This is a genomic window from Bacillus nitratireducens, assembly GCF_001884135.1.
Classification (GTDB): domain Bacteria; phylum Bacillota; class Bacilli; order Bacillales; family Bacillaceae_G; genus Bacillus_A; species Bacillus_A nitratireducens.
In genome coordinates this window covers 15386-41574 of the sequence record NZ_MAOC01000076.1, presented here as the reverse complement: position 1 = coordinate 41574, position 26189 = coordinate 15386, and the positions used below count along the sequence as shown (strand labels likewise).

Here is a 26189-nt window from a genome sequence, read left to right as displayed (position 1 = left end):
GGGGTACATATGGAAGATATCCTTAAGTTATTATTTGAAACAATTGAAGAACGAAAGAAAAATCCACTCTCTGAATCATATACGAACTATTTATTTTCAAAAGGTGAAGATAAAATTTTAAAGAAAATTGGTGAGGAGTGCACCGAAGTAATTATCGCGTCTAAAAATAATGATAAAGAAGAACTAGTAAAAGAAATGGTTGATGTGTTCTATCACTGTTTTGTTCTATTAGCTGAAAAAAATATTTCATTAGAAGATGTCATGCAAGAAGTGAAAGAAAGAAATGGAAAGCTTTCGAGAGTAGGAGATCGAAAAGAAATAGATACATTATAAGGAGGGAATATGGATGAAAGTGGACTATCACCTTCATTTAGAAGAAGGGCCTTATTCAATAGGCTGGCTTGCTAAAATAAATGATGCACTACAATATTATGAACCGCTTAAAGAAGAAAAACATTCTATGGAATGGCTTGTGAAAACACAAGAACGCCTGCAAAAACGTGTAAAGGAAGGCCCATTTACAGCGAAATGGATTGATTTATATTTAGAAGAGGCGTTGCGAAAAGGGATAAAAGAAGTTGGCATTGTCGATCATTTATATCGTTTTCACGAGGCGAAAGGATATTATGAAAAATATGTAGATATTAGTGATTCAAACCTTGGTCGTTTACAGAAGGAATGGCTAGACCAAGTAAGAGTAACGTCTCTTTATGATTTTACAAAGGCGATTGAAGAGGCAAAAGAACGATGGAGTAAACGAGGGGTAACGCTCAAACTTGGAATTGAAGCGGATTATTTTATCGGCGGCGAACAAGAGTTAAAAGAGTTACTAGCATTAGGAGACTTTGATTATGTAATCGGTTCAGTCCATTTTATAGAGGGATGGGGATTTGATAATCCAGATACGAAAGAGTATTTTGGTAAGCATGAGTTACATACTCTATATCATAATTTTTTCGCTACAGTTGAAAGTGCTGTTCGTTCTGAGCTCTTTGATATAATAGCTCATCTTGATAACATAAAAGTATTTAATTACCGGTTAGATGAGAATGAACAGCTTTCTTATTATAAGGAAATTGCGCGTGCGTTAGTAGAAACGAATACCGCAACAGAAATAAATGCAGGATTGTATTATCGCTATCCTGTGCGCGAAATGTGTCCAAGTCCGCTTTATTTACAAGTATTAGCTAACCATGGAGTTCCGATTACTCTCTCCTCAGATGCTCATTATCCGAATGATTTAGGAAAGTATGTGGAAGAGAATATAAAAACATTACGTAATCATGATATTTCCCACATAGCTACCTTTACGAAACGAGTAAGAACGATGAAATTGCTTGAAGAAGAAGTAACAGTTTCAAAATAAAAAACGATTTTTTGATGAAAACCACCCTTTTTGTTCAAAATAAGAAAGAATAAAAAGGAGGGTAAGAAATGGCGAAACAACAAAATAAACAAAATGTACAAGGTGCACAGCAACAATCTTATACTTCTGAAACAACGAATACTGCTCAGTCAGTTATTGAGGAGCAAATTAGCGATACGGTTGCAGAGGGAACAATTGATGTGAAGCTTGGAAAAGAATCGCAAGAAAAAGCGTAAAAAGAGGGGAGACTTGTATCTCCTCTTTTTTAATGGAAAAGTGTCGATTTTCAAAACTATAATCAAATTCCTTGGTTTTTATATGTGGATTTCTTACAATGAAATATAAGAGATATCTTATTTTGTATAGAAGAGGTGTTAGTAGTGGCGAAAATATTAGTAGCAGGAAAAATTCCAGCAATCGGATTAGAACTATTGAAGGATCATGATGTAGAAATGTATGATAAAGAAGAATTGATTTCTTTAGATGAATTAACAGAGCGTGTAAAAGATAAAGATGCATTGTTAAGCTTACTTTCTACAAAGGTGACGAAAGAAGTTATTGATGCGGCACCTCATTTAAAGATTGTTGCAAACTACGGTGCTGGTTACGATAATATTGATTTCACTTATGCAGGAGGAAAAGGAATTGCGGTAACGAATACACCGAAAGTATCAACTGAAGCGACAGCAGAATTAACATTTGCACTTCTTTTAGCAGCTGCACGTAGAATTCCTGAAGGTGATACGTTATGTCGTACAACTGGATTTAACGGATGGGCACCATTATTCTTCTTGGGCCGCGAAGTACACGGTAAGACAATCGGAATTATTGGCCTTGGAGAAATCGGGAAGGCAGTTGCAAAGCGTGCGAAAGCATTTGGAATGAATGTTTTATATACAGGACCAAATCGAAAGCCTGAAGCTGAAAGTGAACTGGAAGCAACATACGTAACGTTGGAAGAATTATTACAAACAGCGGACTTTATTACAATTAACTGTGCTTATAATCCGAAATTACATCATATGATTGATGAAGAACAGTTTAAAATGATGAAGAAAACAGCGTATATTATAAATGCTTCACGTGGACCAATTATGCATGAATCAGCACTTGCTCATGCACTAAAAACGAATGAAATTGAAGGTGCAGCTCTTGACGTATTTGAATTTGAACCGAAAATTACAGAAGAGCTAAAAGGATTAAAGAATGTAGTACTTGCTCCTCACGTAGGAAATGCAACATTCGAAACTCGTGATGCGATGGCTGAAATGGCAGTGAGAAATATTTTAGCTGTATTAAACGATGAAGAACCTGTAACACCTGTAACTCAAAAATTATTAGTTACAAAATAAAAAGAAACCTTCCGTATTCGGAAGGTTTCTTTTTATTTTTCTTTATTCGTTTTTTTAGACGGTCTTTGTCTAATGAATTGAGATAGCATATACAAAATATATAGTGGAATAGCAATGAATAAGAAAACAGAAAAATTACCGAACCCTGTTTGATACATTGTGATAATGATCCCAATTAAAAATAATGTAATAATTATGCTATATCGTGGAATTGGTACATCTTTTAAACTTGGGATACGAATACGACTCACCATTAAAAATGCGAACGTTACAAATACTGTAATAAGAACGATTTTTGGAATGGTATGTGAAAATAATGTTAGGAAAGCGACAAGCCCTCCTGCTGCAGTAATCGGAACTCCAGTGAAATATTTCATAGAAGTCGATGATGGTGTTACATTAAATCGTGCTAAGCGATATGCTCCGAACAGTGGGAATAATCCCGCTATGTATAGTCCAATGATGCCATAGTTGGAGAAAGATGTGTAATACATTAACACAGCAGGTGCCGCGCCAAACGTTACAACATCTGCGAGTGAATCAAGCTCTTTTCCCATTTGTGAATCAACGCGTAATAAACGAGCAACACGACCGTCAAGACTATCTAACATCATCCCGATAAGTACTAAAATAGCAGCTGATTTATAATATCCTAAAGATGCATAGCCGATTGACAAAAATCCGCTATATAAATTTCCGAGCGTAAATAAGTTTGGAATAGCTGCTCTATACAAAATCTGATCCCTTGCTTTCTGTAATAAATTCTTAATTAGTGTATGAAAGTTTACTTATTTTATCATACCATAAATTTCTTCCTCATACGAAAGAAATTCCCAATTTGTGAAAGATTGTATAGAAGAGAAATTTGAAAAATAAGTAAAAAAATAGGAAGCAACTTTACAAAAGTTGCTTCCTACACTATTCAAATTTCGTTGTCATCGTTCCGGTTTTATATCGATTGTTAGGATCAAATCGTAATAAATCTCCATAAATGAGTTTGTCGGATAATTTTAATTCTGTTTTTGCTTTTTCAATATAAGGCTGACATAGTGTTAAATCAGCTTCTTCACCTGTGCTTCTTTTATAGCACATATTTTTTGTATAAACATAATCTTCCGAAACAAAACTGCCGTCCCGCATTACCATAAGAGGGTCTTTTTCTTTCGTAAATAAGTCTGTTCCAAATTCTACGGATTGATTTGTTTTAATACCAAGTAAATGAAGTAACGTTGGTTTAATATCAATTTGACCAGATACTTTAGAGATGACTTTTCCTTCTTGGCCAGGCACATGAATAATGAGAGGGACGCGTTGTAATTGCATAGAATCAAATGGTGTAATAGCGTCTTTCCCAAGGAACTGAGCCATAGCTGCATTATGGTTTTCAGAAATGCCGTAATGATCACCATAAATGACAATAACGGAATTATCATACAGTCCTTCGTCTTTCAATTGTTTAATAAATAATTTAAGAGCTTCATCCGTGTAACGAACGGTTGGGAAGTAGCGATTTAAAACACCACTTTCGGAATTAAATTCATCAACATATTGATCTGCTGGATTTAGAAGAAATGGAAAATGGTTTGTTAACGTAATAAATTTCGTATAGAACGGTTGTGGTAAAGATTTTAACTTTGGAATAGATTGCTCAAAGAACTCTTTATCTTTTAATCCCCAACCGACAGACATTTGTTCCGTTCCTACGTAATCATTTAAATTAAAGTAACGATCATATCCAAGCGCAGGATACATTACATCACGATTCCAAAACGTTTTATCGTTTGAATGGAAGACAGCAGAAGAATATCCGTATTTCTTTAATTGTTCTGGTGTGGCAGTGTATTCATTTGTCGCATGAGTAAAGAATACAGAACCACGGTCTAACGGATAGAGGGAATTTTCAACGATAAATTCAGCATCAGAAGTTTTACCTTGTCCCGTTTGATGATAGAAGTTATCGAAATAAAAACTATCTTTAATAAACTCATTTAAAAATGGAGTAATCTCTTTTCCATTTATTTTTTTATTAATAACAAAACTTTGTGTAGATTCCATTGAAATTAAAATTACATTTTTACCCTTTGCAGCTCCAAATAAGTTTTTATCAACTTGTTTATCTTTTGAGTCTGTATAGTTTTTAATTTCAGAGAATCCGTCTCCACTTGCAAATACACGCTCAGCTGAAGACTTAGATTGAAGTGTAATATCAAATAGATGATATGTGTATAACCCTAAATTTTTCACGACAGTTTGACGATCAAATGAGCGTGAGAACATTTGTGGTTTATATATAACTGAAACAACAATTTGTAGTGCTAATAATGCTGTTACACCGCTAAAGAAAGTTCGCTTCTCAGAGCGAGAAAGTGGTGTTTTATCACCAAATGATGGGAATTTACGCGAAATAAACATTAAAATAATTGCGTCTGCAAATAAAAGTAATGTTTTATACGTAAAGAGTTCTTTTATACTCGTCCCTAAGTCAGCCATATTATTTGTTTGGAATAAAACAGGGAAAGTAACAAAATCGTTATAGAACCCGTAAAACATTGCATTTCCAAATAAAATAAATGACAGTATAAAACTAATTACAATAATAATTCGGTTTCGGTACTTAGATGCAAGTAAAGCGAAACCAAAAAATAAAAGTAACGAAGCTAGTGGGTTAATAAAAAGCATAAATTCTTCAAAGAAGTTATCAATTCTAATATCAAATGCTAGCTTGTACACAATATATGTTTTTATCCATAATAAAACGACTGCAACTAGTGCAAATCGCAGTTTTGGAAACAGATTTTGTAGCATAATATACTCCTCTCCTAAAAGCATGACAGTTCTTGTGAGCCGGTTTGATTAGCGCCTCATTTTATATATACGAACAGTCCTTTATTATTATGTTTATTATACTATGAGTATCATTATACGAAAATAAAAGAGAGTTGTGGGCTTTTTTATAATAATTGAGTAGAAAAAGGGCAGTGGGAGACAATAAAACGGAGTTTCTATGTATGATAATTATCGTGCACAGAAAGAATCGAGTAATAAAACGGAGGTTATAATGCGAAAATTATTATATTTTATAGTATGCAGTAGTGTTATACTTTTTGCTTCACCGAGTGTGTCGGTAGCACAATATGATGCACCTCTTATGGAAGATGCCCTTTATTCTGTTTTATTTCCGAAAATAAATAAAGCAATTGAAAAACAATATGGGAGCTTGAAGCCTTATCAATGTCCTAAAATTATTAGTTTAAAAAAAGTGTATAGTGGTACATATTTATTTCAAGCGAGTATTGAAGTAACGAAGTATGAACGTGTTGCTGGGAAAATTGCTCCACCATTTGAGAAGGTAACGATTACATTTAATAACGAAGAGGGCGAATGGGAAGTGACAAAGGTTTCAGTAAAGCGCTTACCAAATGATACAAAATTAAACTGTAAAAAAACAATATAAAAAATTGTTTGACAAATAAAATGGTCCTTTGGTATTGTTAATAGCAACAATTAGATGTTTGAAAATTAAATAGACTTACCTCATCTACTCTCAAAGGTAGAGGCCGCGATAGGAAAGAGTAAACTATGGGAGATTTAATGGAATCTGTGATCATAGGTTGAAAGGGACTATTGCCGAAATATAAGAATAACCATCTTATTCATATATTGGGACTGCATTGAATAAATGTAGTACTGTCATAAGATTTATTTTATGGAGAGCTATTTGGAGATGTTGATGCGGTTTCTTATTTTGAGGAGATAACAACTCGTTTATTTTTTCAATATATATTTTTCCTAATAAGAAACGCGTGTGAACATTGTTCCGCGCGTTTTTTGTCTATCTAAAAGCGTGCTGCAATGAATAGCAGATTGGGGTTATGAGTTTTAGAGGAAATAAGGGAGGAATTCAAATGTATTTACACGGCACAAGCCGAATCAATGGGCAAGGACACTTAGAAATTGGTGGGTGCGATACGACGCAGCTAGCAAAACAATACGGAACACCACTTTATGTATACGATGAAGAGTCTATTCGAGGAAAGTGCCGCGCGTTTCATCGTGCTTTTAAAGAAAGTGGTTTCTCTTATCAAGTAGCATATGCAAGCAAGGCGTTCTTGTGCATGGAGATGTGCCGAGTAGCTCGTGAAGAGAATATGTCATTAGATGTTGTTTCTGGAGGGGAATTATATACGGCGCTTCAAGCAGGATTTCCAGCATCGCGCATTCATTTTCACGGCAATAATAAAACAGAAGAAGAGATCGTGATGGCTCTTCAGGCGAATATAGGTTGTTTTGTCGTAGATAATTTCTTGGAATTAGAAATCTTACATGATTTAGCAGTGCAACATGGAAAGTTTGTGAACATATTAATCCGTGTAACGCCAGGAGTAGAGGCACATACACACGAATATATAACAACAGGTCAAGAGGATTCGAAATTTGGATTTGGTGTTTCAAATGGTCAAGCGATGCAAGCAATTGAGCTAGCTTTGCAAAAATCAAATTATAATGTGCTAGGAATTCACTCGCACATTGGATCACAAATATTCGAAACGGCTGGTTTTGTTCGAGCAATTGAAGTATTACGTCAATTTTTAGAGGAAGTGAGAGAGCGAACAAACTATGTAGTGAAAGTATTGAATGTGGGCGGAGGTTTCGGTATACGTTATACGGAGTCAGATACACCGTTAACACTTGAAACGTATGTGCACGCTGTAACAAGTACGATAAGAGAGCAGTTTACAGTATGTGAATACCCGCTTCCAGAAATATGGATTGAACCAGGTCGTAGTATCGTAGGTGATGCGGGAACAACAATTTATACAGTTGGAGCGGTGAAAGAGATTCCTGGTATTCGGAAATATGTTTCAGTCGATGGTGGGATGACAGATAATTTAAGACCTGCTCTATATGGAGCGCGTTATGAGGCGATGTTGGCGAATCGAGGGAATGATGAGAATGAGGAACTCGTTTCGATTGCTGGGAAATGCTGTGAAAGTGGAGATATGCTGATTTGGGATATTAACTTACCGCAAGTTGCTCCTTCTGATTTACTAGCAATTTCTTGTACGGGGGCATATGGGTACTCGATGGCGAATAATTATAATCGTATTCGTAGACCAGCTGTCGTCTTTGCAAAAGGCGGGACGTCACAAATTGTCGTAGAACGTGAAACATATGAAAATATCATTGGGAACGATCGCATACGTATTAAAGAGCTGGTGTGAATGAGAAAGAAGGAGTTGTCTAGTAAAGGCAACTCCTTTTAAAAAATAAAAATAATTAAATATATCGGAAAACTAGGATTGAAAAAAATCAGAATTGTGATAAAATACAAATACAAAGCTTATCAAGAGAAGCTGAGGGAACTGGCCCTACGAAGCTCGGCAACCTGCTTATAGAAAGCAAGGTGCTAAATCCAGCAAAATGGAGTCCATTTTGAAAGATAAGGTAAAATATATTACCGAACAGTCTTTTCGAAATGGGAAAGATTTTTTTTATGAATAAAAAGGGGGGCTGTTCGCGTGAGTGTACGGGAACATTTTGATGAAGTATCTGAGAAAATTCAAGCGATGCTTGCTGATATGAAATATGGCTCAATTACAATTGTTGTGCAAGATGGAAAAGTGATTCAATTAGAAAAAAGTGAAAAAGTACGTTTAAAGTAAAAAGCGCTGACTAGAAAAACTAGAGGCGGTTTTAATCTATTTTTAATAGGTTAAAGCCGTCTTTTTGCTTTTACAGGGGGAAAAAATATGTTGACGTACGAAACGTGGAAAGAAAATAGTGTTTCATTTTCGGAAGAAGATGAAACGAAAGGCGCACTGTCAGTATTAAGTTGGGCTTATAAAGAGTATAAGGATGAGATTGTATACGCATGTAGCTTTGGAGTAGAAGGTATGGTATTACTGCACCTTATAAACCAAGTAAATCCATCTGCTAAAGTTGTATTTTTGGATACAAATGTTCATTTTCAAGAAACGTATGAATTAATTCAAAAAGTGCGAGAAAGATTTCCTTCATTGAATATTATGGAAAAACAGCCGGAACTTACACTTGATGAACAAGCGAAGTTACATGGTGAGAAGTTATGGGAAAGTAATCCGAATCTTTGTTGTAAGATTAGAAAAATTTTACCGTTAGAAAAATCATTAGCAGCGGAAAAAGCGTGGATATCGGGCTTAAGAAGGGAACAATCAGAAACGCGTAAGCATACAAAGTTTATAAATCAAGATCATCGCTTTCAATCTATTAAAGTTTGTCCACTTATTCATTGGACGTGGAAAGAAGTGTGGCGATATGTATACAAACATAGTTTGCCGTATAACCCATTGCATGATGTTGGCTATCCGAGTATTGGGTGTGAGAAATGTACGCTACCTGTAGGAGATGGTGGTGATTCAAGAGATGGTAGATGGGCTGGGAAAGTGAAAACAGAATGTGGTCTTCATTATCAATAAGGTGAATCTTGAAATAAAGCTAAGAGGGGATATAGAAAATGAGTACAAGAAACAACGAATTAATAAACCGTGTAGATGAGACATACAACGTATCACAAATTGAAAAAGAAATTAAACTAGACAATATTGCGTTAAGTGACTTAGAACTGTTGGCAACAGGGGCATATAGCCCGCTTACTGGTTTTTTAGGGAAGGAAGATTATGATTCGGTCGTAGAAACGCTTCGTTTAGCAAATGGTAGCGTATGGAGTATACCGATTACATTACCAGTAACAGAAGAAGTAGCAAAAAGTCTGAAAGCCGGAGAGGAAGTAAAACTTGTTAACGATGGAAATGTATATGGTGTCATTCAAATAGAAGATATTTTTGTACCTGATAAAGAAAAAGAGGCGTTACTTGTATATAAAACGACGGATGAGGCCCATCCAGGAGTGAAGAAATTATATGAACGACCAAATGTTTACGTTGGAGGAGCTATTATTCTTACAAAACGTTTTGGGAATAATCCATTTCCTTCTTATCATTTAGATCCAATTGAAACGAGAGAAGAATTTAAAAACCGTGGTTGGAAAACAGTAGTCGGATTTCAAACGAGAAACCCAGTACATCGTGCCCATGAGTATATTCAAAAGTCTGCTCTTGAAATTGTAGACGGTCTCTTTTTAAATCCACTCGTTGGGGAAACGAAGTCAGATGATATTCCTGCTGATGTAAGGATGGAAAGCTATGAAGCACTGCTTCAAAACTATTATCCGAAAAACCGTGTCTTTTTAGGCGTATTTCCTGCAGCAATGCGTTACGCAGGACCAAGGGAAGCGATATTTCATGCACTAGTAAGAAAGAACTTTGGTTGTACCCACTTTATTGTAGGGCGCGATCATGCAGGAGTAGGAGATTATTATGGGACTTATGAAGCACAAGAAATTTTTACGAACTTTACAGTAGAAGAGTTAGGAATTACGCCGCTATTTTTTGAACATAGTTTTTACTGTACGAAATGTGAAGCGATGGCTTCAACGAAAACGTGTCCGCATGGAAAAGAAGACCGTGTCATCTTATCAGGTACGAAAGTACGAGAAATGTTAAGGAATGGTGAGATTCCGCCAAGTACATTTAGTCGTAAAGAAGTAGTGGAAGTGCTAATTAAAGGTCTGAAAAAAGAAGTAGTAACAGAATAGGGAGAGAATGAGATGGATACGAATATTACTTGGCATACAGCTTCTGTTTCAAAAGATGAGAGAAGAGTGAAGAATGGGCATCACAGTTTTGTAGTTTGGTTTACTGGTTTATCTGCTTCGGGTAAATCTACAGTAGCGAATGCGGTTGCTCGTAAACTGTTTGAAAAGAATATCGGAAATTATGTGCTAGATGGGGATAATATTCGCCAAGGTTTAAATAAAGATTTAGGTTTTTCTGAAAGTGATCGTATGGAAAATATAAGACGTATTGGTGAAGTGGCGAAGCTATTTGTTGATCAAGGAACTGTTGTCCTTACAGCGTTTATTTCACCATTTCGAGTAGACCGAAAACAAGTTAGAGACCTTTTGATAGCGGATGAGTTTATAGAAGTGTTTGTAAAATGTCCAATTGAAGAGTGTGAGAAACGCGATCCGAAAGGACTTTATAAAAAGGCAAGAAAAGGTGATATTAAAGAGTTTACAGGTATCGATTCACCGTATGAGGAACCAAAACAAGCAGAATTAATTGTAGAAACGCACAAGTATTCTATTGAAGAATGTGCAGAACAAATTGTGAAGTACTTACAAGAGCGTAGTTTCATATAGGGGGATAAAAGATGAGTTATGAAAAAGTGTGGGCTAATAATGAAAAATTAAATCAAACAGAGAAAAAGAAATTAGAGAAAGACGGATTAGAAATCTTTAATGATATTCCTTACTATGCGGAGAATGGATTTGAATCTATTCCGAAAGAAGAGTGGGACGCTTTTAAATGGGCGGGATTGTATTTGCAAAGACCAAAAGAAGCGGGCTATTTTATGATGCGTGTCAACATTCCTTCTGGAATTATTACAAATGCGCAGGCAGAGGTGCTGGCTTCCATTGCTAAAGATTATGGGCGTGATGTGTTAGATATTACGACAAGACAGGCGATTCAGTTTCATTGGTTAGAAATTGGGCAAATTCCGGATATTTTTAAGAGGCTAGCTAGAGTTGGTTTATCTTCAGCGGGGGCATGCGGTGATATTACGCGTAATATTACGGGAAATCCACTTGCTGGAATTGATGGAAATGAACTATTTGATACAACATCGATTGTTAAAGAAATATACGATTACTTCCAACATAATGAAGAGTTTTCTAATCTACCACGTAAATTCAAAATGTCTATTAGTTCTAACATTTATAATTCAGCAAATGCAGAGATTAACTGTGTGGCGTTTACACCTGCTACGAAAGAAATAAATGGTGAGAAAAAGGTTGGGTTTCATATAAAAATAGGCGGAGGATTATCAGCTCGTCCATACTTAGCGGAAGAATTAGATGTATTCGTTTTACCAGAAGAAGTGAAGGGGATAGCAATTGCAATTGCTACTATATTCCGTGATTTTGGATATCGTGAAAAACGTCATTTAGCACGTTTGAAATTTCTTGTTGCTGACTGGGGTGCGGAGAAATTTAAAGAGAAACTAATAGAGTATACAGGACCATTGCAAAGTAAAGGGGAAAGTGCACTCAAAGGATGGAATGCAGGATACTTTTATGGCGTCCAAGATCAAAAACAAGAAGGGTTAAAATATGTCGGTTTTAATGTGCCGGTAGGGCGTTTACATGCAGAAGAAATGTTTGAGATTGCTAGAATTGCAAAGCAATATGGAAACGGGCAAATTCGTACTTGTAACTCACAAAACTTCATTATTCCGAATGTTCCGCCAGAAAATGTTGCAGGATTATTAAGTGAACCGTTGTTTGAAGCAATTTCAGCAAATCCGAAATCGTTTATTGGTCATGCGGTTTCATGTACTGGTATTGAATATTGCAATCTTGCGTTAGTAGAAACGAAAGAAAGATTACGTAAAATCGCAGAGTACTTAGATACACAAATCGCACTCGATGTTCCAGTTCGAATTCATATGGTAGGATGCCCGAACTCATGTGGTCAACGTCAAATTGCTGATATTGGTTTGCAAGGGATAAAACTGAAAACGAAGGAAAAGGGAATCGTTGAGGCGTTTGAAATATATGTAGGCGGAACGCTATTAGACGGAGGAGCATATAACGAAAAGTTAAAAGGGAAAATAGATGGAGAAGATTTGCCTGATGTTCTCGTATCATTTTTGAATTATTTCCAAAAGAATAAACTACTAGCCGAAACGTTTTATGATTTCGTCGGACGTGTTGGAGTGGAAGAATTACAAATTGTACTAAATCGTGTATTAGAAGAAGTAATAGCGTCTTAGGAGGGCAATATGGACTTATATCGATTTGAAGCTGTATTAGTAAACAGTATTGTTCCAATTGTTGTCGTTGCTCAGAGTGAAGAACAGGCATTTAAGCTTGCGGAAATTGAGCTTGAAAAACATTTTTTACCGTTACCAGAAGTGAAAGAGATTTCTTTGTTTGAAAAAAAGAAGATTCGAAAAGGAGCGGCATTTGTTATTCATGAGTAGAGAACATGTAATACGAAATAATAGTAACTTCCATTCGTGATGAAGAGTGGAAGTTTCATTTTATAGTAGAAATGAGGAGAGATGATGGGGAAGGTTTATATCGTTGGGGCGGGTCCTGGTGATCCGGATTTAATTACTGTTAAAGGGTTGAGATGCATCGAGAAGGCGGATGTTATTTTGTACGATCGTCTCGTAAATAAAGAATTGCTTTCTTATGCAAAGCCTGAAGCGGATTTAATTTATTGTGGGAAACTCCCAAATTATCACACGATGAAGCAAGAGACAATTAACACATTTCTTATTAAATATGCGAAAAAAGGAAAAGTTGTAACGAGACTTAAGGGTGGAGATCCATTTGTATTTGGAAGAGGTGGAGAAGAAGCTGAAGCGTTAGCGAAGCAAAGTATCCCATTTGAAATTATTCCTGGTATTTCAGCTGGTATAGCTGCTCCTGCTTACGCTGGAATTCCAGTAACGCACCGCGATGCAAGTGCAAGTTTTGCTATTGTGACAGGGCATCGGAAAGAAGATGCTGAAGAGGAAGTGAAGTGGGAAAGTTTAGCTAAAGGTGTGGATACATTAGCGGTCTATATGGGGGTTAGTAATTTACCTTATATATGTGAACAACTTATAAAATATGGAAAAGATCTAAGTACACCTGCCGCTATCATTGAGTGGGGGACGACATCTATGCAGCGTACTGTTACAGGGACGTTAGGAACAATTATAGATGTTGCTAAAAAAGAAAAAATTCAAAATCCAAGTATGATTATTATTGGAGAAGTTGTCCGTTTTCGAGAAAAGATACATTGGTTTGAGAAACAAGCGGAAAATGCATATCCAGTAAGTGGAGTATTGTAAAATGAAGGCTGTTTTGTATATATGTCATGGAAGTCGTTTGAAAGCAGCAAAAGAAGAAGCGGTTGCATTTATTACGTCATGTATGAACCGTGTAGAGGCAAATATTCAAGAAGTTTGTTTTTTAGAGCTAGCGAGTCCTTCTATTGAAGAAGGATTTCGTACATGTGTGAAGCGTGGTGCTACAGAGATTGTCGCTATTCCTGTTTTTTTATTAGCGGCAGGACATGTAAAGAAAGATATTCCGCTTGAATTACGAAAGTTAAACGAGGAATATCCGGGTATCAAAATAGTGTATGGTAATCCATTTGGTGTATCAGAAGTGCTTGTAAAAGCGGTATATAACGGAAGTGGCATTAAAGACTATGAAGAAGAAGTAACACTTTTGCTCGTTGCAAGAGGAAGCAGTGATCCGGAAACTTTACAAGACATGAAGTGGATCTCTTCTTTATTTCAAAAAGAAGAGAACATTAAAGAGGTGGAAATTTGTTATTTAGCAGCTGCGGAGCCAAAGTTTGAGGAGAAATTGAGGGAAGTTGTAGAACGAAAAGAAAAGAGCGTTGTTGTACTACCTTATTTATTGTTTACAGGCTTACTTATGAAACATGTTGAGAAAGAAGTGCGTCAATATGAGTTGGAAGAGATAAAAATAAGTCCATATTTAGGGAAGAATGAAGCGTTTCGAGAGATGTTAATTCAGAAAACAGAGGGAATATTGGAGGGGGAACAATATGTATCCACTTACAGTGCGAGTTGATAAGAAACGTGTAGTTGTCATTGGTGGAGGGAAAGTAGCAGGGTTTAAAATTGTTCCCTTACTAAAACAAGGCGCGGATATAATTGTGATAAGTACAGAATTAGATGCGAATTTAGTAAAACTTGTAGAAGAAAAGCAAATTCGTTGGTATCAAAGGGAGTATGAGAAAAGCGATATCGACGATGCTTTTTTAGTAGTTGCAGCGACTAGCGATTCGGTACTAAATGAACAAATTGCTGAAGATGCCTCGGCAAATCAATTGGTAAATGTTATTACGAATCCGGAAAGTGGAAATGTTCATTTTCCGGCGGCAATTCATCGCGGATTGCTTAATGTAGCTGTTTCTACTGGAGGGGCTAGTCCGAAACTTGCAAAAAAAATTCGTGATGATATTGCAAATAAATATGATGAGAACTATGAATCATATCTTGATTTTTTATATGAAGTTAGAATAAAAGTGAAAGAATTACAAGTAGAGAAAAGGCAGAAAAATATATTATTGCAAGAAGTATTAAAGTCGATATATGTTCAAAATGAACAAAAAAGAGAAATTTTTTTACAAGAATTAGAGAGGGAACTTCATGTAGGATAGTGAATGAATGGTGCTTTACAAATATAAAAATATAATTTATAATCACTAGTAACTTCAATAGATGAAATCGATGAGCAAGAAGAGTACGTATATTTGAGGCGTTCAGAGAGCTGGGGTAAGGTGTGAGCCCGGTACGATAAAATATACAGAATGGGCTTGCGAGAGGTATGCTGAACATTGCAGTAGGCAACCCGGGTTCCGCCGTTAAAAGGATAGAGTATCGGAATGTTTCCTGTACTTGAACAAGTGGGATTTATTGATCCAATTGAGGTGGTACCACGGTATTTACATTACATATATCGTCCTCTACATGCATATTTGCGTGTAGGGGACTTTTTTATTTTCTGAAGGAGGTGTGCGAGTATGAAATGAAAGTGTATAATTGACAAAAGTTTAAATATTCAGAAAAGGGGAATTTATGATGAAAGAAACACAGCAATGGACGTCGAAAATTGGCTTTGTACTCGCAGCAGCCGGAGCCGCAGTAGGTCTTGGTGCAATATGGAAGTTTCCATATGTTGCAGGTAATGGAGGGGGAGGCGCATTCTTCCTTGTATTCTTACTATTAACTTTATTTATTGGTATGCCTCTACTTTTAGCTGAATTTGTTATTGGCCGTAGTACTCAAAAAGAGGCAGTTACAGCTTATAAAGTATTAGTACCGAATAGCAAGTTATATCCTTGGATTGGTCGTATGGGAGTTGTTACTTGTTTTAGCGTACTATCTTTTTATAGTGTTGTAGGTGGATGGATTTTACTTTATTTATATTATAGTGTTACAGGTAGCTTCTGGAACGGAGTAGTCGATTATGGGAAATTGTTTGGTGAAACAATTTCAAATCCAGTAAGTGCGATTGGGGCACAATTCATCTTTATGCTTTGTACCATTTTTGTTGTTAGTAAAGGTGTAGAAAAAGGTATAGAAAAAGCAAGTAAGTACATGATGCCGCTATTATTCATTTTATTTATTGCTATCATTATTCGTGCGTTAACACTTGATGGTGCTATGGCTGGGGTAGAGTTCTTCTTAAAACCAGATTTTTCAAAGCTTACAGCAGATACGATTTTATACGCGATGGGACAATCGTTCTTCTCGCTAACAGTAGGTGCCTCAGTAATGGTCACGTATAGTTCATATTTGAAGAAAGAAGAACATTTAGCTAAATCAGCAACATCTATTGTAAGTTTAACTGTTTTTATTACAGTGCTTGCAGGATTAGCAATTTTCCCGGCGATTTTCGCATTAGGTGTTAAGCCGACTGAAGGACCAGGACTACTGTTTATCGTCCTTCCAGCAGTATTTGCGAAAATACCATTTGGACAATTTTTCTTCATTATGTTTTTAGTTTTATTCTTCTTTGCAACGTTAACATCTGCGATTTCTATGCTTGAAATTGTAGTAGCATCTGTTGCGAAAGATAATGAGAAAAAGCGTCCGTCAGCATCATTATTAATTGGTATTCTTATTTTTGCAGTTGGAATCCCGTCGGCATTATCGTTTGGAATTATGAGTGATGTGAAAATATTTGGTAAGACATTCTTTGATTTCGTCGATTTTTCGGTAAGTAATGTATTACTGCCGCTGGGCGTACTAGCCATCTCGCTATTCGTACCAAATAAAATGAGTAAAGAAATGTTAATGAAAGAATTAGAAGTTACGGAAACAAAAGGGAAAACATTATTTAATATTTGGTTCTTCTTGCTTCGTTATGTTATTCCGGTAACTGTAATTATCGTATTTTTAAATGCGATAGGCGTATTTAAAATGTTTGCATAATAAAAAGACGGAGAAATCTCCGTCTTTTTATTATGTTGTAGACGTATTTAATAAACGATTATATGCTTTATAAGCTGTGACAACGGCGATAAATGATCCAATTAAAAATAGCGCTGAGCCGCCGAATGTAAATAACCGACCAATGTATGTTTCTCTAGCTTCTTCTATTTCTTGTTGTAATTGTGTATTCATATTAATCACCCCGCAACATATAGGCATTTAGTTGTAGTCTATGTGAAATGCCTACAAAGTGTGAAATGATAGTAAAAAAACTCGGTATGCACCGAGTTTTTTATAATCCGATATAAGGAGATGGATCAACTGCGTTTGTCTTGCCGACATTCCATTCCCCAAGGTGAAGTTCGAAGTGTAAATGTTGTCCGTATGATTGGCCAGTGTTCCCCATAAATCCAAGTTGAGTGCCTTGTTTTACAGTTTGTCCATTTGATACAGAACGGCTACTCATATGAGCATATACTGTCGTATATGTTTTTCCGTTTATACGGTGAGATAAGTATACAACGTTTCCGTAACTAGATGATAATTCTGAACGGATAACGACGCCATCTGCAGCAGCTACGATAGGCACTGTTCCTGAAGCTGCGATATCGATTCCTTTATGGTTATCTAAAGAACGTGTACCAAATCCTGAAGTTTTCGATCCAGCGGCTGGTTTAATAAATCCACCTTTGTTCGTATCTTGCGGTGTTGATGCGGATTGTGTGCTTTCTTTAGCAGAAGCGGCGACCTGTTTTTTTGCTTCCTCAGCCTTACGTGCCTCTTCAGCTTTACGCGCTTCTTCTGCACGTTTTTCTTCTTCAATTGCTTTTTGAACAGCTTGACGCTGGTTTTCTAAAATGCCTTTTGATTCTTCTAACCCTTCAATCTCTGAATCTACTTTTGCTACTTTCGTATGTAGATCGTTAATAAAAGTTTGTTGCTGTTGTTGGTTACTTTGTAATTCTTGCTGTTTTTGTTCTAATTTTTGCTCAGATTCTTTCAGTTGTTGCTCTTTTTTCTCAACAGCCTCTTTTTCTGTCGTCACAGCATTTTGATCGCTTGTTTGCTTTTTCACAATATCTGTATCGTTATTTAAAATCAAACTTACTGAATACATATTATCAACAAGATCGGCAATGTTTGCAGAACTTGTTAGTACTTCTGTAATGATACTCGTACGAGGCTTTTCTTGCATAGATTGTAGTCTTTGTTTAATAACTTCCTGTCGTGTATCTATATTCGTTTGTAATTGCTCTATATGTTTCTTTTTTTCGGTAATAACTTGCTGTGTGTTGCTAATTTCCTTTTTTGTATCGTTCAATTCAGCTTCGTTTTTATTAATAGAAGTAGTTAATTCGTCGATTTTCTTTTGTAATTCTTGGATTTCTTTTTCTATTTGCTCTTTCTCAGCTGATTTATTTTGTAAGTCATTTTGTTTGCCTTCTAATTCGGATTGAATGTCAGTTAATTTATCTTGATTTGTTTCAGCGTACACGGGTGAAAGTAACGGGGAAGCAAAAATCGTTCCCGCTGCTAAAACACTAAGCGCTGCAAATTTCTTTTTCATTGTTGTCTAGCTCCTTTCCCTATGAAAGTTATATATCATAAGAAGAGGAGTGTCTATCGTTGTAATCATAATGTAAAGAAAATTTTATAATTTTGCTAAGTTTTGTCGGAATTTAGTATCTTTTCGTAGTGTTTGTCATAAAGTTAAAAGTCTTGAATGTATAGAAAAAGATATCAATTTCTATATATTTTTTTAAAAATCATGGAAAATGATGGGGTTCTCCATAATGAAACAGTATTTTAAAAACCTATCAATCACTAGTAAGGAATCGTTCTCATGTGAGGTTTTCTGACATGAGTTTTATTTTTGTCAAGAAAATTATTTGCGTTCGGGAAAACTTATTTTGTTGTCAGATTTAAAATTTTGATTTATGATTTTTAACAGGGACAAAATGTAGTGAATTGTCGAATAATATGTAATACTCTTAATTTCGAGTTTTATAGAGATAGAATGAGAGATAGAGTGACACATCGAAGAGGGGGTTACAACAAATATGAAAAGAATAGGACTTGCATGGCAAATATTAATTGGTCTTGCGCTGGGTATTGCAGTTGGGGCGATTTTCTTTGGCAATCCGGCAGTGGTGAGTTACTTACAACCAATTGGTGATATTTTTATTCGATTGATTAAGATGATCGTTGTGCCGATTGTTGTAGCGAGTATTGTTGTTGGGGTTGCTGGTGTTGGCGATGTTAAAAAATTAGGTCGACTAGGCGGAAAAACAATTATTTACTTTGAAATTATTACAACAATTGCAATTATTGTCGGTCTATTAATTGCGAATATTTTCCAACCGGGAAAAGGCGTAAATATGGAGCAGTTAACAAAGACAGATATTTCGAAATATACACATACGACAGAGCAAGTACAAAGTCATTCGTTTGCGGATACGTTTGTAAATATTGTTCCGACGAACATTATGAAATCATTAGCTGACGGAGATATGCTTGCTATTATCTTCTTCTCTGTATTATTCGGTTTAGGTGTAGCGGCAATTGGTGAAAGAGGAAGGCCGGTTCTTCAATTTTTCCAAGGTGTAGCTGATGCAATGTTTTACGTAACAAACCAAGTTATGAAATTTGCACCATTTGGTGTGTTTGCACTAATTGGAGTTACAGTTTCTACATTTGGTCTTTCTTCATTAATTCCATTAGGGAAATTATTAGTTGTAGTATACGGAGCAATGATTTTCTTCGTTGTAGTCGTATTAGGACTTACAGCGAAAATATTTGGAATTAACATTTTCCAATTCTTTAAGATTTTAAAAGACGAACTGATCTTAGCATACTCTACAGCAAGTTCAGAAACGGTTTTACCAAAAATCATGGAGAAAATGGAGAAATTCGGTTGTCCGAAAGCAATTACATCTTTCGTTATTCCAACAGGTTATTCATTTAACTTAGATGGATCAACTTTATATCAAGCAATTGCAGCTATTTTCTTAGCGCAAATGTACGGTATTGATTTATCCATTACACAACAAATTACATTATTACTTGTATTAATGCTTACATCAAAAGGTATTGCGGGTGTACCTGGCGTATCATTCGTTGTATTATTAGCAACACTTGGTACAGTAGGTATTCCAGCTGAAGGTTTAGCCTTCATCGCTGGTATTGACCGTATTCTAGATATGGCTCGTACAGCAGTTAACGTTGTAGGTAACTCTTTAGCGGCTGTAGTTATGTCTAAGTGGGAAGGTCAATATGACGCTGAAAAAGGACAAGCCTATTTAAAAGAGATATCTGAAAAGGGTCAAGCAGCTTAATTATAATATGAACAAGCTCTCACATAATATGTGGGGGCTTTTCTATATATAGAAGAGGAGCGGACGTAATGAAACGTAAATATGGTGACGGTTCTTCGTGGAAGCGACTAACAGATAAGGATTACAGGGTTAAGCAAGTAGAGGATGGAATGTTAGGAATACTGGACATAAAAAAAGTGAGAGAACCTAGTCATAAAGAATATAATGGTAAAAAGCTTTGCATTGCAGGTGATGGGTATACATGGATGCAATATTTTATAAACGGCAAAAACTTTGCAATTACAGCTATGTTAGATGATCAGCAAAAATTAGTGCAATATTATATCGATGTGACGAAAGAATTTAAAATTGACGATCGTGGTTTGCCTTATTTTGATGATTTATACTTAGATGTAGTATTGTTACCGAGCGGTGAGATTTATGTATTGGATGAAGATGAGTTAGAGGATGCTTATAGTATAGGTGATGTTACTAAGGAAGAATATGAATTAGCCTGGCGAACAACGAAATGGATAATGGCAGCAATAAACAATAGTGAATTTTATTGGATTTCAATATTAGATAAAGAAATTGAAAAGTTAAAATGATTGGCGTATTCATATTTTTGTATAATCACCAAAAAAATCCATACAAAAAATAATTGACTTTTGTTTTGTAAGCGAGTAAAGTTAGGGAAGAAATTATTATTAAAAAATAAATATGAAACCTTCTTATAAAGAGAGGCGGAGGGACTGGCCCTACGATGCCTCGGCAGCGGACTCGATTTTAGAGTGCTGTGCCAAATCCAGCAAGCATGTGCTTGAAAGATGAGAAGAGTGTTTCTTATAGATGTATAAGACCTCTTCTCGTTGGAAGAGGTCTTTTGTTGTTCATTAGAAAAGGTTGAAAACTAGGGAGAGATGATACTTTGAAAGAAACGAGAGGAAATGGTTTAGCGTTATTACCACTTGGAATATTTTTGGCGCTATTTATTGGTTCTGGAATTATTACAGGTGATTTCTATAAATTGCCGATACTTGTAGCAATTTCAATTGCTGTAGGAATTGCTTTAGTGATGAATCGTAAAGAAAGCTTTAATGTGAAAGTAGAACGATTTGCTAAAGGTGCAGGAAATCCAGATATTATGATTATGGTATTAATTTTTGTACTTGCAGGGGCTTTTTCTGAAACAGCAAAAGGAATGGGTGGAGTTGATTCAACTGTTAATTTAGCGTTATCTATTTTGCCACCAGGATTTATCGTTGCTGGAATTTTTGTTATAGGGGCATTTATTTCATTAGCGATGGGAACTTCAATGGGAACAATTGCAGCACTAGCACCAATTGCTGTAGGGATTAGTGGACAAACTGATATCTCAATTGCACTTGCGATGGCTACTGTTGTGGGCGGAGCGATGTTTGGTGATAATTTATCATTTATTTCAGATACAACAATCGCTGCTGTTCGTTCACAAGGAACAGAAATGAAAGATAAGTTTAAAACGAACTTTTTAATTGTATTACCAGCCGCTATGATTACAATTGTACTATTAGTAATCATTACTTTAGGAAGTGATACACAAGTTAAAGCCCATAGTTTTGACTGGATAAAGATTTTACCGTATGCAGGAGTACTTATTACAGCACTACTTGGTTGGAATGTACTTATTGTGTTAACTGGTGGAACAATATTATCAGGTGCTATCGGTCTTATAGATGGAAGTTACACGTTAGAGAGTTTCTTTAAAAGTGTAACGACTGGAATGGGCGGTATGATGGAGCTAGTACTACTTGCTATATTAATCGGTGGTATGGTTGAACTGATCCAATATAATGGTGGTATTCAATATTTAATGAATCTTTTAACACGTAACATTCGTTCGAAAAAAGGAGCAGAGTTCGGTATTGCTGGTTTAGTGAGTATGACGAATATGTGTACAGCGAATAATACGATTTCGATTATTTTTACTGGTCCTCTTGCGAAGAACATTGCGGATCAATATGAAATTGATCCACGTAAATCAGCGAGTGTATTAGATCTTTTCTCATGTTGTGTGCAAGGGTTAATCCCATATGGTGCTCAAATGTTAACTGCGGCAGGATTTGCTGCGTTATCTCCGGTTGAATTGTTACCATATGCATTTTATCCGATCTTAGTTGGAGTATGTGGAATCATTTCTATATTAATTGGTTTCCCGAGATTTTCTAAAGTAGCGGAAAAAAAAGAGTATCATAAAACAGCATAATTAAATATGAATTTTATTCGTAGCAACAGAAGCCGTACAGAGAATATTCTCTGTACGGCTTTTTTTGTATGGTAAAAGAGGGAATTATCCTATCCTACCTTATGTTTTACAAAAGGCTGAATTTAACTCAGTCTTAAGTCTGAGTTAAAAACGGTTCTTAAGCTCGTTATGGAAAAAAGAAAAAATAGTTAAGATAAGAGTATCAAATCGAAGGGAGGCAAGCACAAGATGAAACAATTTCTAGCGTTTATCGCAGCCGGTATTTTGGCTTTAATTGCTCTTGGTAGTCTTGCTGGTATTGTAGGATTCGCCATTGGAGCAGGAGTTGTGTACTGGAGCTATAAATCATTTGTGCGAGCTAAATCATTCTTTGGAAAGTTAGCTTGGGGTATTGTTGGTTTAATCGGTTTGTCCATTGCACTTTCTCATTCCCCAGCATTAATCGGTATCGCAGCATTAGTAGTTTTATACTACGGTTACCGTGAGTGGAAAAAAGAAAAAAACGTAGTTGTTGATTCTGCTCCAGAAAGTTCTAAACCATATAGCAACTTTGAAGATGAGTGGAACAAGTTAATGAAAAACTAATATAGAATAAATCAAATCAAATTAAATTATAAAGTAGAAGAGAGGAAGATTATAATGAAACAATCTTTATTCGGACGTGTGCGCGATGCAATTTTAGCTGATTTTCATAATGTGTTAGATGAGAAAGAAAGAAAAAATCCAATTGCTATGTTAAACCAATATTTACGCGACAGTGAGCGTGAAATAACAAAAATTGAGAAATTAATTCAGCGTCATAAAACATTAAAATCTAACTTTGCTCGTGAGCTTGAGCAAGCACGTTATTTTGTTAATAAAAGATCAAAGCAAGCTATCATCGCACAAGAAGCAGGCGAATTACAACTACATGAACGTGCATTAGAAGAAGTAGCGTATTATGAAGGGCAAGTAACTCGCTTAGAAGAAATGTATGCTGGCGTTGTAGAGCAAATTGATGAGTTAGAGCGTCGTCTTTCAGAAATGAAAAACAAATTAAAAGAAATGAACGCAAAGCGTATGGAATTAATGGCACGTGAAAATATGGCGCATGCAAATCGCCGTATGAATACTGCCATTCATAAAATGGATGAAAATAATCCGTTCTTACGATTCGAAGAAATTGAAGATCACATTCGTGACATAGAGCTTCGTATAAATGAAGAGCATGAGCGTGATACATTTGATATGAAAATTGCAAAACTAGAGCGTGAAATGAAAGAGAAAAATGAAGTATCATTAACGAAAGAGTTAACAAAATAATTGTAGTATATAATAAAATAGGCTTATGATATAGTGATAGAAGAAAAGGTGTTGGAAAGCAATGCCTTTTCTTCTATGTATATGTGACAAAGAGGGAGGGGAGCTGAAATGAAGAAGCACTTTTCAAAAACACAATTAATGGGGATGCTCCTCATCATATTTGGATTCGGTCTTTTTCTTGATATGATACTTGGGCATTTTGAACCAGGTGGTCTAATATTTGCATTTATTATGATTATGTTTGGAAGGCATTACCGAAAGAAAAACCGTTATGTAAGAGGGAATGTATTTTTATTTGTCGGTGGTATTGTATTCTTATTCTTCTTATTTTCATCAGCAGCATTCGTACTTGTTGTATTTGCTTGTTTAGCTTTAATTGGTTATCAACTTATTCAACAAGGGCACCAGCAAAAAGCAATGAAAGTTGAAATTAAAGAAAAGGGATATATAGATGAAGAAAAACAAATATACCGTACAGAACCGTATATAAAAAATATGTTCGTAGGTAATGTACGAATGATGGATCATATTTATGAGCTTGAGGATATTAACGTCCAATATGGTGCATGTGATGTCGAGATTGATTTAACAACTGCGATGATTCCAGAGGGAGAAACGGTAATTGTTATTCGGGGAGTCGTTGGTAATATTCGTTTATATGTGCCGTATGATATCGAACTGTCTTTAAATCATTCTGTTATTGTTGGGCGAGTGCTCTTGCCGGGGCACGAAGAAACAGGATTTAACCGTAATGTTACGTTTAGAACAGAACAGTATAAAGAAGCTCCTCGCCGTATAAAAATTATTTCTTCGCTTGTCGTAGGCGATACGGAAGTGAGGAAAGTATAATGAAAAAACAAAAGAATATTTCGTGGATGTATATTCGTTATTCTATGTTGTCCTCTGTGAGTATCGCACTTATTTGTACAATTGTATATGTATGGAAAAGCGAACAACAAGTTTATGATTTACTATGGAAAGAATCCATTGCTTCTGTTCCAATTGGCTTGTTTATTATGAGTACTAGTCTTCTTATCGGAGGAATTGTAGGCTATGCAATCGGTTATTATATAGAGCAGCGTATACAAGGATTAAATACTTTTCTATTTGAAGTAGAGCGAGGGAATTTTCCGAGTGATGTTTCGTTTACTGCGGATGATGAATTTCATGAAGTGGAACGAAAAGTAATCGGCCTTGCTCGTCGATTAGAGGAGCAAGCTGGGCTATTTCAAAAAGTAACGAATGAACGAGCTCATTGGAATGAAGAGATGAGACAAGAAGCGATTTCCCAAGAAAGGCATCGATTGGCGAGGGAGCTGCATGATTCTGTAAGTCAGCAGCTTTTTGCAATGTCGATGATGATGTCAGCTATTAATGAACAAGTAGCTGAAATTCCAGACACGACGAAAAAACAGTTGCAGCTTGTTGAGAATATGGTTGTAAATGCACAATCAGAAATGAGAGCATTGCTCCTTCACTTACGCCCAGTGCAGTTAGAAGGTAAGAAACTAACAGAGGGTATAGAAGAATTATTAACAGAACTGTCTAGAAAGCAACATATGAAAATTGAATGGTTAATTGAACCAATTCAATTAAAAAAAGGTGTAGAAGATCATTTATTCCGTATTGTGCAAGAGGCGTTGTCTAATACTTTACGGCATGCGAAGGCAAAGAAAACCGAAGTACGCCTACGTAAAATTGATCAATATGCGATTTTGAAAATTATTGATGATGGTGTTGGTTTTAAAGTTGGGGTTAATAAGGCAGGTTCATACGGTTTAAGATCAATGCAAGAGCGAGTTCATGAAATTGGTGGTACATTAAAAGTACTTAGTTTTCCAAATAAAGGTACGCAAATAGAAGTGAAAGTACCGATTATGATTGAGAGAGGGGGAGAGTCATGATAAAAGTATTACTAGTTGATGACCATGAAATGGTTCGAATGGGTGTATCAGCATATTTATCAACGCAGCCAGATATTGAAGTGGTTGGAGAAGCTGAAAATGGAAGAAAAGGTTCAGAGTTAGCTTTGCAATTAAGACCGGATATTATTTTGATGGACCTTGTCATGGATGAGATGGACGGTGTTGAAGCAACACGTGCTATTATTCAGGAATGGCCAGAAGCGAAAATTGTGGTTGTAACGAGCTTTTTAGATGATGAGAAGTTGTATCCTGTTATTGAGGCGGGGGCGACAAGTTATTTATTAAAAACATCAAGAGCAAGTGATATAGCAGACGCTGTACGAGCTACTTATGATGGAGAAACGGTATTAGAGCCAAAAGTTACTGGCAAAATGATGTCTCGTATGCGTCAGAAGAAAGAACAACCTTTGCATGAGGAGTTAACAGAAAGAGAGTCTGAAATTTTGTTATTAATTGCAGAGGGGAAAAGTAATCAAGAGATTGCAGATGAGTTGTTTATTGCTCTCAAAACAGTAAAGACACATGTGAGTAATATATTAAATAAGCTAAATGTAAGTGACAGGACACAGGCGGTTATTTATGCGTTTAGACATCAATTGACGAAATAAGAAGGAGGCT

The 26189-nt window shown here is 35.9% G+C and carries 28 protein-coding genes, 3 riboswitches and 1 other annotated feature; of the genes, 24 read left to right on the top strand and 4 right to left on the bottom strand.

The window, feature by feature from the left end; all coding sequences use genetic code 11:
• Positions 1 to 9: 9 nt before the first annotated feature.
• The 4 genes from hisE to BAU23_RS19285 all read left to right on the top strand — a co-directional run bounded on the left by hisE (position 10) and on the right by BAU23_RS19285 (position 2718).
• Entirely contained in the window at positions 10 to 333 is a 324-nt protein-coding gene (gene hisE, locus BAU23_RS19300) for a phosphoribosyl-ATP diphosphatase (RefSeq protein ID WP_000389488.1), read from the top strand.
• A gap of 13 nt (positions 334 to 346) precedes the next feature.
• Positions 347 to 1366 carry a histidinol phosphate phosphatase domain-containing protein gene (locus tag BAU23_RS19295; RefSeq protein ID WP_071735029.1) on the top strand — a complete coding sequence of 340 codons (1020 nt, stop codon included), beginning with the start codon at positions 347 to 349 and terminating at the stop codon, positions 1364 to 1366.
• Between the two features lie 68 nt (positions 1367 to 1434).
• Positions 1435 to 1602: a DUF4025 domain-containing protein gene (locus tag BAU23_RS19290; RefSeq protein ID WP_001118885.1), complete on the top strand. Its 168-nt coding sequence runs from the start codon at positions 1435 to 1437 to the stop codon at positions 1600 to 1602.
• Positions 1603 to 1746: 144 nt separating this feature from the next.
• Entirely contained in the window at positions 1747 to 2718 is a 972-nt protein-coding gene (locus BAU23_RS19285) for an NAD(P)-dependent oxidoreductase (RefSeq protein ID WP_001062821.1), read from the top strand.
• A gap of 32 nt (positions 2719 to 2750) precedes the next feature.
• Here the strand turns inward: BAU23_RS19285 and pssA are convergent, their stop codons facing one another.
• Positions 2751 to 3452, bottom strand: coding sequence for a CDP-diacylglycerol--serine O-phosphatidyltransferase (gene pssA, locus BAU23_RS19280; protein WP_000285415.1), 702 nt, complete (start codon positions 3450 to 3452; stop codon positions 2751 to 2753).
• A gap of 184 nt (positions 3453 to 3636) precedes the next feature.
• On the bottom strand, positions 3637 to 5523 hold the full coding sequence (locus tag BAU23_RS19275) for an LTA synthase family protein (protein ID WP_071735028.1): 1887 nt from the start codon (positions 5521 to 5523) through the stop codon (positions 3637 to 3639).
• A gap of 253 nt (positions 5524 to 5776) precedes the next feature.
• Between BAU23_RS19275 and BAU23_RS19270 the strand changes: the two genes are divergently transcribed.
• The 12 genes from BAU23_RS19270 (at position 5777) to BAU23_RS19215 (ending at position 16785) form a co-directional block, all read left to right on the top strand.
• Positions 5777 to 6172, top strand: coding sequence for a DUF3888 domain-containing protein (locus BAU23_RS19270; RefSeq protein ID WP_001228834.1), 396 nt, complete (start codon positions 5777 to 5779; stop codon positions 6170 to 6172).
• Between the two features lie 89 nt (positions 6173 to 6261).
• A riboswitch (Lysine riboswitch) is annotated at positions 6262 to 6443 on the top strand.
• A gap of 180 nt (positions 6444 to 6623) precedes the next feature.
• Positions 6624 to 7940: a diaminopimelate decarboxylase gene (lysA, locus tag BAU23_RS19265; RefSeq protein ID WP_000280664.1), complete on the top strand. Its 1317-nt coding sequence runs from the start codon at positions 6624 to 6626 to the stop codon at positions 7938 to 7940.
• Between the two features lie 116 nt (positions 7941 to 8056).
• Positions 8057 to 8165: riboswitch (SAM riboswitch) on the top strand.
• A 72-nt stretch (positions 8166 to 8237) separates the two neighbouring features.
• The gene (locus BAU23_RS19260) at positions 8238 to 8381 is read left to right on the top strand and encodes a YezD family protein (protein WP_000116159.1); all 144 of its coding nucleotides are present in this window, start codon (positions 8238 to 8240) and stop codon (positions 8379 to 8381) included.
• An 87-nt stretch (positions 8382 to 8468) separates the two neighbouring features.
• The gene (locus BAU23_RS19255) at positions 8469 to 9173 is read left to right on the top strand and encodes a phosphoadenylyl-sulfate reductase (protein ID WP_000959025.1); all 705 of its coding nucleotides are present in this window, start codon (positions 8469 to 8471) and stop codon (positions 9171 to 9173) included.
• A 38-nt stretch (positions 9174 to 9211) separates the two neighbouring features.
• On the top strand, positions 9212 to 10351 hold the full coding sequence (gene sat, locus BAU23_RS19250) for a sulfate adenylyltransferase (RefSeq protein ID WP_000107549.1): 1140 nt from the start codon (positions 9212 to 9214) through the stop codon (positions 10349 to 10351).
• Between the two features lie 12 nt (positions 10352 to 10363).
• Entirely contained in the window at positions 10364 to 10957 is a 594-nt protein-coding gene (gene cysC, locus BAU23_RS19245) for an adenylyl-sulfate kinase (RefSeq protein ID WP_000380514.1), read from the top strand.
• Between the two features lie 11 nt (positions 10958 to 10968).
• Positions 10969 to 12591 (top strand): nitrite/sulfite reductase, encoded by a 1623-nt coding sequence (locus tag BAU23_RS19240; RefSeq protein WP_016129007.1) that lies wholly within the window; start codon positions 10969 to 10971, stop codon positions 12589 to 12591.
• 9 nt (positions 12592 to 12600) lie between these two features.
• Positions 12601 to 12801 (top strand): DUF3906 family protein, encoded by a 201-nt coding sequence (locus tag BAU23_RS19235; protein ID WP_000366913.1) that lies wholly within the window; start codon positions 12601 to 12603, stop codon positions 12799 to 12801.
• An 84-nt stretch (positions 12802 to 12885) separates the two neighbouring features.
• On the top strand, positions 12886 to 13662 hold the full coding sequence (gene cobA / locus BAU23_RS19230) for a uroporphyrinogen-III C-methyltransferase (RefSeq protein WP_000521289.1): 777 nt from the start codon (positions 12886 to 12888) through the stop codon (positions 13660 to 13662).
• A 1-nt stretch (position 13663) separates the two neighbouring features.
• The gene (locus BAU23_RS19225; protein ID WP_016129008.1) at positions 13664 to 14416 is read left to right on the top strand and encodes a sirohydrochlorin chelatase; all 753 of its coding nucleotides are present in this window, start codon (positions 13664 to 13666) and stop codon (positions 14414 to 14416) included.
• Entirely contained in the window at positions 14391 to 15008 is a 618-nt protein-coding gene (locus BAU23_RS19220) for an NAD(P)-binding protein (protein ID WP_000283328.1), read from the top strand. Before BAU23_RS19225 ends, BAU23_RS19220 begins: the two co-directional genes overlap by 26 nt.
• Before the next feature lie 61 nt (positions 15009 to 15069).
• Positions 15070 to 15318, top strand: a binding site (T-box leader).
• A gap of 111 nt (positions 15319 to 15429) precedes the next feature.
• On the top strand, positions 15430 to 16785 hold the full coding sequence (locus BAU23_RS19215; RefSeq protein WP_000665451.1) for a sodium-dependent transporter: 1356 nt from the start codon (positions 15430 to 15432) through the stop codon (positions 16783 to 16785).
• 30 nt (positions 16786 to 16815) lie between these two features.
• Here BAU23_RS19215 and BAU23_RS30265 read toward each other — a convergent pair whose 3' ends face one another.
• Both BAU23_RS30265 and BAU23_RS19210 read right to left on the bottom strand, forming a co-directional pair.
• Positions 16816 to 16977 carry a hypothetical protein gene (locus tag BAU23_RS30265; RefSeq protein ID WP_001095991.1) on the bottom strand — a complete coding sequence of 54 codons (162 nt, stop codon included), beginning with the start codon at positions 16975 to 16977 and terminating at the stop codon, positions 16816 to 16818.
• A gap of 100 nt (positions 16978 to 17077) precedes the next feature.
• Positions 17078 to 18352 (bottom strand): murein hydrolase activator EnvC family protein, encoded by a 1275-nt coding sequence (locus BAU23_RS19210; protein WP_071735027.1) that lies wholly within the window; start codon positions 18350 to 18352, stop codon positions 17078 to 17080.
• Positions 18353 to 18845: 493 nt separating this feature from the next.
• On the opposite strand from BAU23_RS19210, the gene gltP reads away from it, so the two are divergent.
• The 8 genes from gltP to BAU23_RS19170 all read left to right on the top strand — a co-directional run bounded on the left by gltP (position 18846) and on the right by BAU23_RS19170 (position 26179).
• On the top strand, positions 18846 to 20120 hold the full coding sequence (gene gltP / locus BAU23_RS19205; protein ID WP_000821136.1) for a glutamate/aspartate:proton symporter GltP: 1275 nt from the start codon (positions 18846 to 18848) through the stop codon (positions 20118 to 20120).
• Positions 20121 to 20188: 68 nt separating this feature from the next.
• The gene (locus BAU23_RS19200) at positions 20189 to 20707 is read left to right on the top strand and encodes a ribonuclease FAU-1 family protein (protein WP_000824680.1); all 519 of its coding nucleotides are present in this window, start codon (positions 20189 to 20191) and stop codon (positions 20705 to 20707) included.
• 120 nt (positions 20708 to 20827) lie between these two features.
• A riboswitch (SAM riboswitch) is annotated at positions 20828 to 20933 on the top strand.
• Positions 20934 to 21027: 94 nt separating this feature from the next.
• Positions 21028 to 22344 carry a Na+/H+ antiporter NhaC family protein gene (locus BAU23_RS19195; protein WP_000665469.1) on the top strand — a complete coding sequence of 439 codons (1317 nt, stop codon included), beginning with the start codon at positions 21028 to 21030 and terminating at the stop codon, positions 22342 to 22344.
• Between the two features lie 228 nt (positions 22345 to 22572).
• Positions 22573 to 22929: a lmo0954 family membrane protein gene (locus tag BAU23_RS19190; protein ID WP_000808645.1), complete on the top strand. Its 357-nt coding sequence runs from the start codon at positions 22573 to 22575 to the stop codon at positions 22927 to 22929.
• Positions 22930 to 22983: 54 nt separating this feature from the next.
• Entirely contained in the window at positions 22984 to 23646 is a 663-nt protein-coding gene (locus BAU23_RS19185) for a PspA/IM30 family protein (protein ID WP_000814139.1), read from the top strand.
• A gap of 108 nt (positions 23647 to 23754) precedes the next feature.
• On the top strand, positions 23755 to 24495 hold the full coding sequence (liaF, locus tag BAU23_RS19180) for a cell wall-active antibiotics response protein LiaF (protein ID WP_000716083.1): 741 nt from the start codon (positions 23755 to 23757) through the stop codon (positions 24493 to 24495).
• Positions 24495 to 25550, top strand: coding sequence for a sensor histidine kinase (locus tag BAU23_RS19175; RefSeq protein WP_000744318.1), 1056 nt, complete (start codon positions 24495 to 24497; stop codon positions 25548 to 25550). The genes liaF and BAU23_RS19175 overlap by 1 nt, the downstream gene beginning before the upstream one ends.
• Positions 25547 to 26179: a response regulator gene (locus tag BAU23_RS19170; protein WP_000598709.1), complete on the top strand. Its 633-nt coding sequence runs from the start codon at positions 25547 to 25549 to the stop codon at positions 26177 to 26179. Before BAU23_RS19175 ends, BAU23_RS19170 begins: the two co-directional genes overlap by 4 nt.
• The last annotated feature ends 10 nt before the right edge of the window (positions 26180 to 26189 follow it).

Bases quoted from the DNA above. Each gene is read 5' to 3' on its own strand.
- hisE (WP_000389488.1), top strand. From the start codon at position 10: ATGGAAGATATCCTTAAGTTATTATTTGAAACAATTGAAGAACGAAAG.
- BAU23_RS19295 (WP_071735029.1), top strand. From the start codon at position 347: ATGAAAGTGGACTATCACCTTCATTTAGAAGAAGGGCCTTATTCAATA.
- BAU23_RS19290 (WP_001118885.1), top strand. From the start codon at position 1,435: ATGGCGAAACAACAAAATAAACAAAATGTACAAGGTGCACAGCAACAA.
- BAU23_RS19275 (WP_071735028.1), bottom strand. From the start codon at position 5,523: ATGCTACAAAATCTGTTTCCAAAACTGCGATTTGCACTAGTTGCAGTC.
- BAU23_RS19270 (WP_001228834.1), top strand. From the start codon at position 5,777: ATGCGAAAATTATTATATTTTATAGTATGCAGTAGTGTTATACTTTTT.
- lysA (WP_000280664.1), top strand. From the start codon at position 6,624: ATGTATTTACACGGCACAAGCCGAATCAATGGGCAAGGACACTTAGAA.
- BAU23_RS19255 (WP_000959025.1), top strand. From the start codon at position 8,469: ATGTTGACGTACGAAACGTGGAAAGAAAATAGTGTTTCATTTTCGGAA.
- sat (WP_000107549.1), top strand. From the start codon at position 9,212: ATGAGTACAAGAAACAACGAATTAATAAACCGTGTAGATGAGACATAC.
- cysC (WP_000380514.1), top strand. From the start codon at position 10,364: ATGGATACGAATATTACTTGGCATACAGCTTCTGTTTCAAAAGATGAG.
- BAU23_RS19240 (WP_016129007.1), top strand. From the start codon at position 10,969: ATGAGTTATGAAAAAGTGTGGGCTAATAATGAAAAATTAAATCAAACA.
- BAU23_RS19235 (WP_000366913.1), top strand. From the start codon at position 12,601: ATGGACTTATATCGATTTGAAGCTGTATTAGTAAACAGTATTGTTCCA.
- cobA (WP_000521289.1), top strand. From the start codon at position 12,886: ATGGGGAAGGTTTATATCGTTGGGGCGGGTCCTGGTGATCCGGATTTA.
- BAU23_RS19225 (WP_016129008.1), top strand. From the start codon at position 13,664: ATGAAGGCTGTTTTGTATATATGTCATGGAAGTCGTTTGAAAGCAGCA.
- BAU23_RS19220 (WP_000283328.1), top strand. From the start codon at position 14,391: ATGTATCCACTTACAGTGCGAGTTGATAAGAAACGTGTAGTTGTCATT.
- BAU23_RS19215 (WP_000665451.1), top strand. From the start codon at position 15,430: ATGAAAGAAACACAGCAATGGACGTCGAAAATTGGCTTTGTACTCGCA.
- BAU23_RS30265 (WP_001095991.1), bottom strand. From the start codon at position 16,977: ATGAATACACAATTACAACAAGAAATAGAAGAAGCTAGAGAAACATAC.
- BAU23_RS19210 (WP_071735027.1), bottom strand. From the start codon at position 18,352: ATGAAAAAGAAATTTGCAGCGCTTAGTGTTTTAGCAGCGGGAACGATT.
- gltP (WP_000821136.1), top strand. From the start codon at position 18,846: ATGAAAAGAATAGGACTTGCATGGCAAATATTAATTGGTCTTGCGCTG.
- BAU23_RS19200 (WP_000824680.1), top strand. From the start codon at position 20,189: ATGAAACGTAAATATGGTGACGGTTCTTCGTGGAAGCGACTAACAGAT.
- BAU23_RS19190 (WP_000808645.1), top strand. From the start codon at position 22,573: ATGAAACAATTTCTAGCGTTTATCGCAGCCGGTATTTTGGCTTTAATT.
- BAU23_RS19185 (WP_000814139.1), top strand. From the start codon at position 22,984: ATGAAACAATCTTTATTCGGACGTGTGCGCGATGCAATTTTAGCTGAT.
- liaF (WP_000716083.1), top strand. From the start codon at position 23,755: ATGAAGAAGCACTTTTCAAAAACACAATTAATGGGGATGCTCCTCATC.
- BAU23_RS19175 (WP_000744318.1), top strand. From the start codon at position 24,495: ATGAAAAAACAAAAGAATATTTCGTGGATGTATATTCGTTATTCTATG.
- BAU23_RS19170 (WP_000598709.1), top strand. From the start codon at position 25,547: ATGATAAAAGTATTACTAGTTGATGACCATGAAATGGTTCGAATGGGT.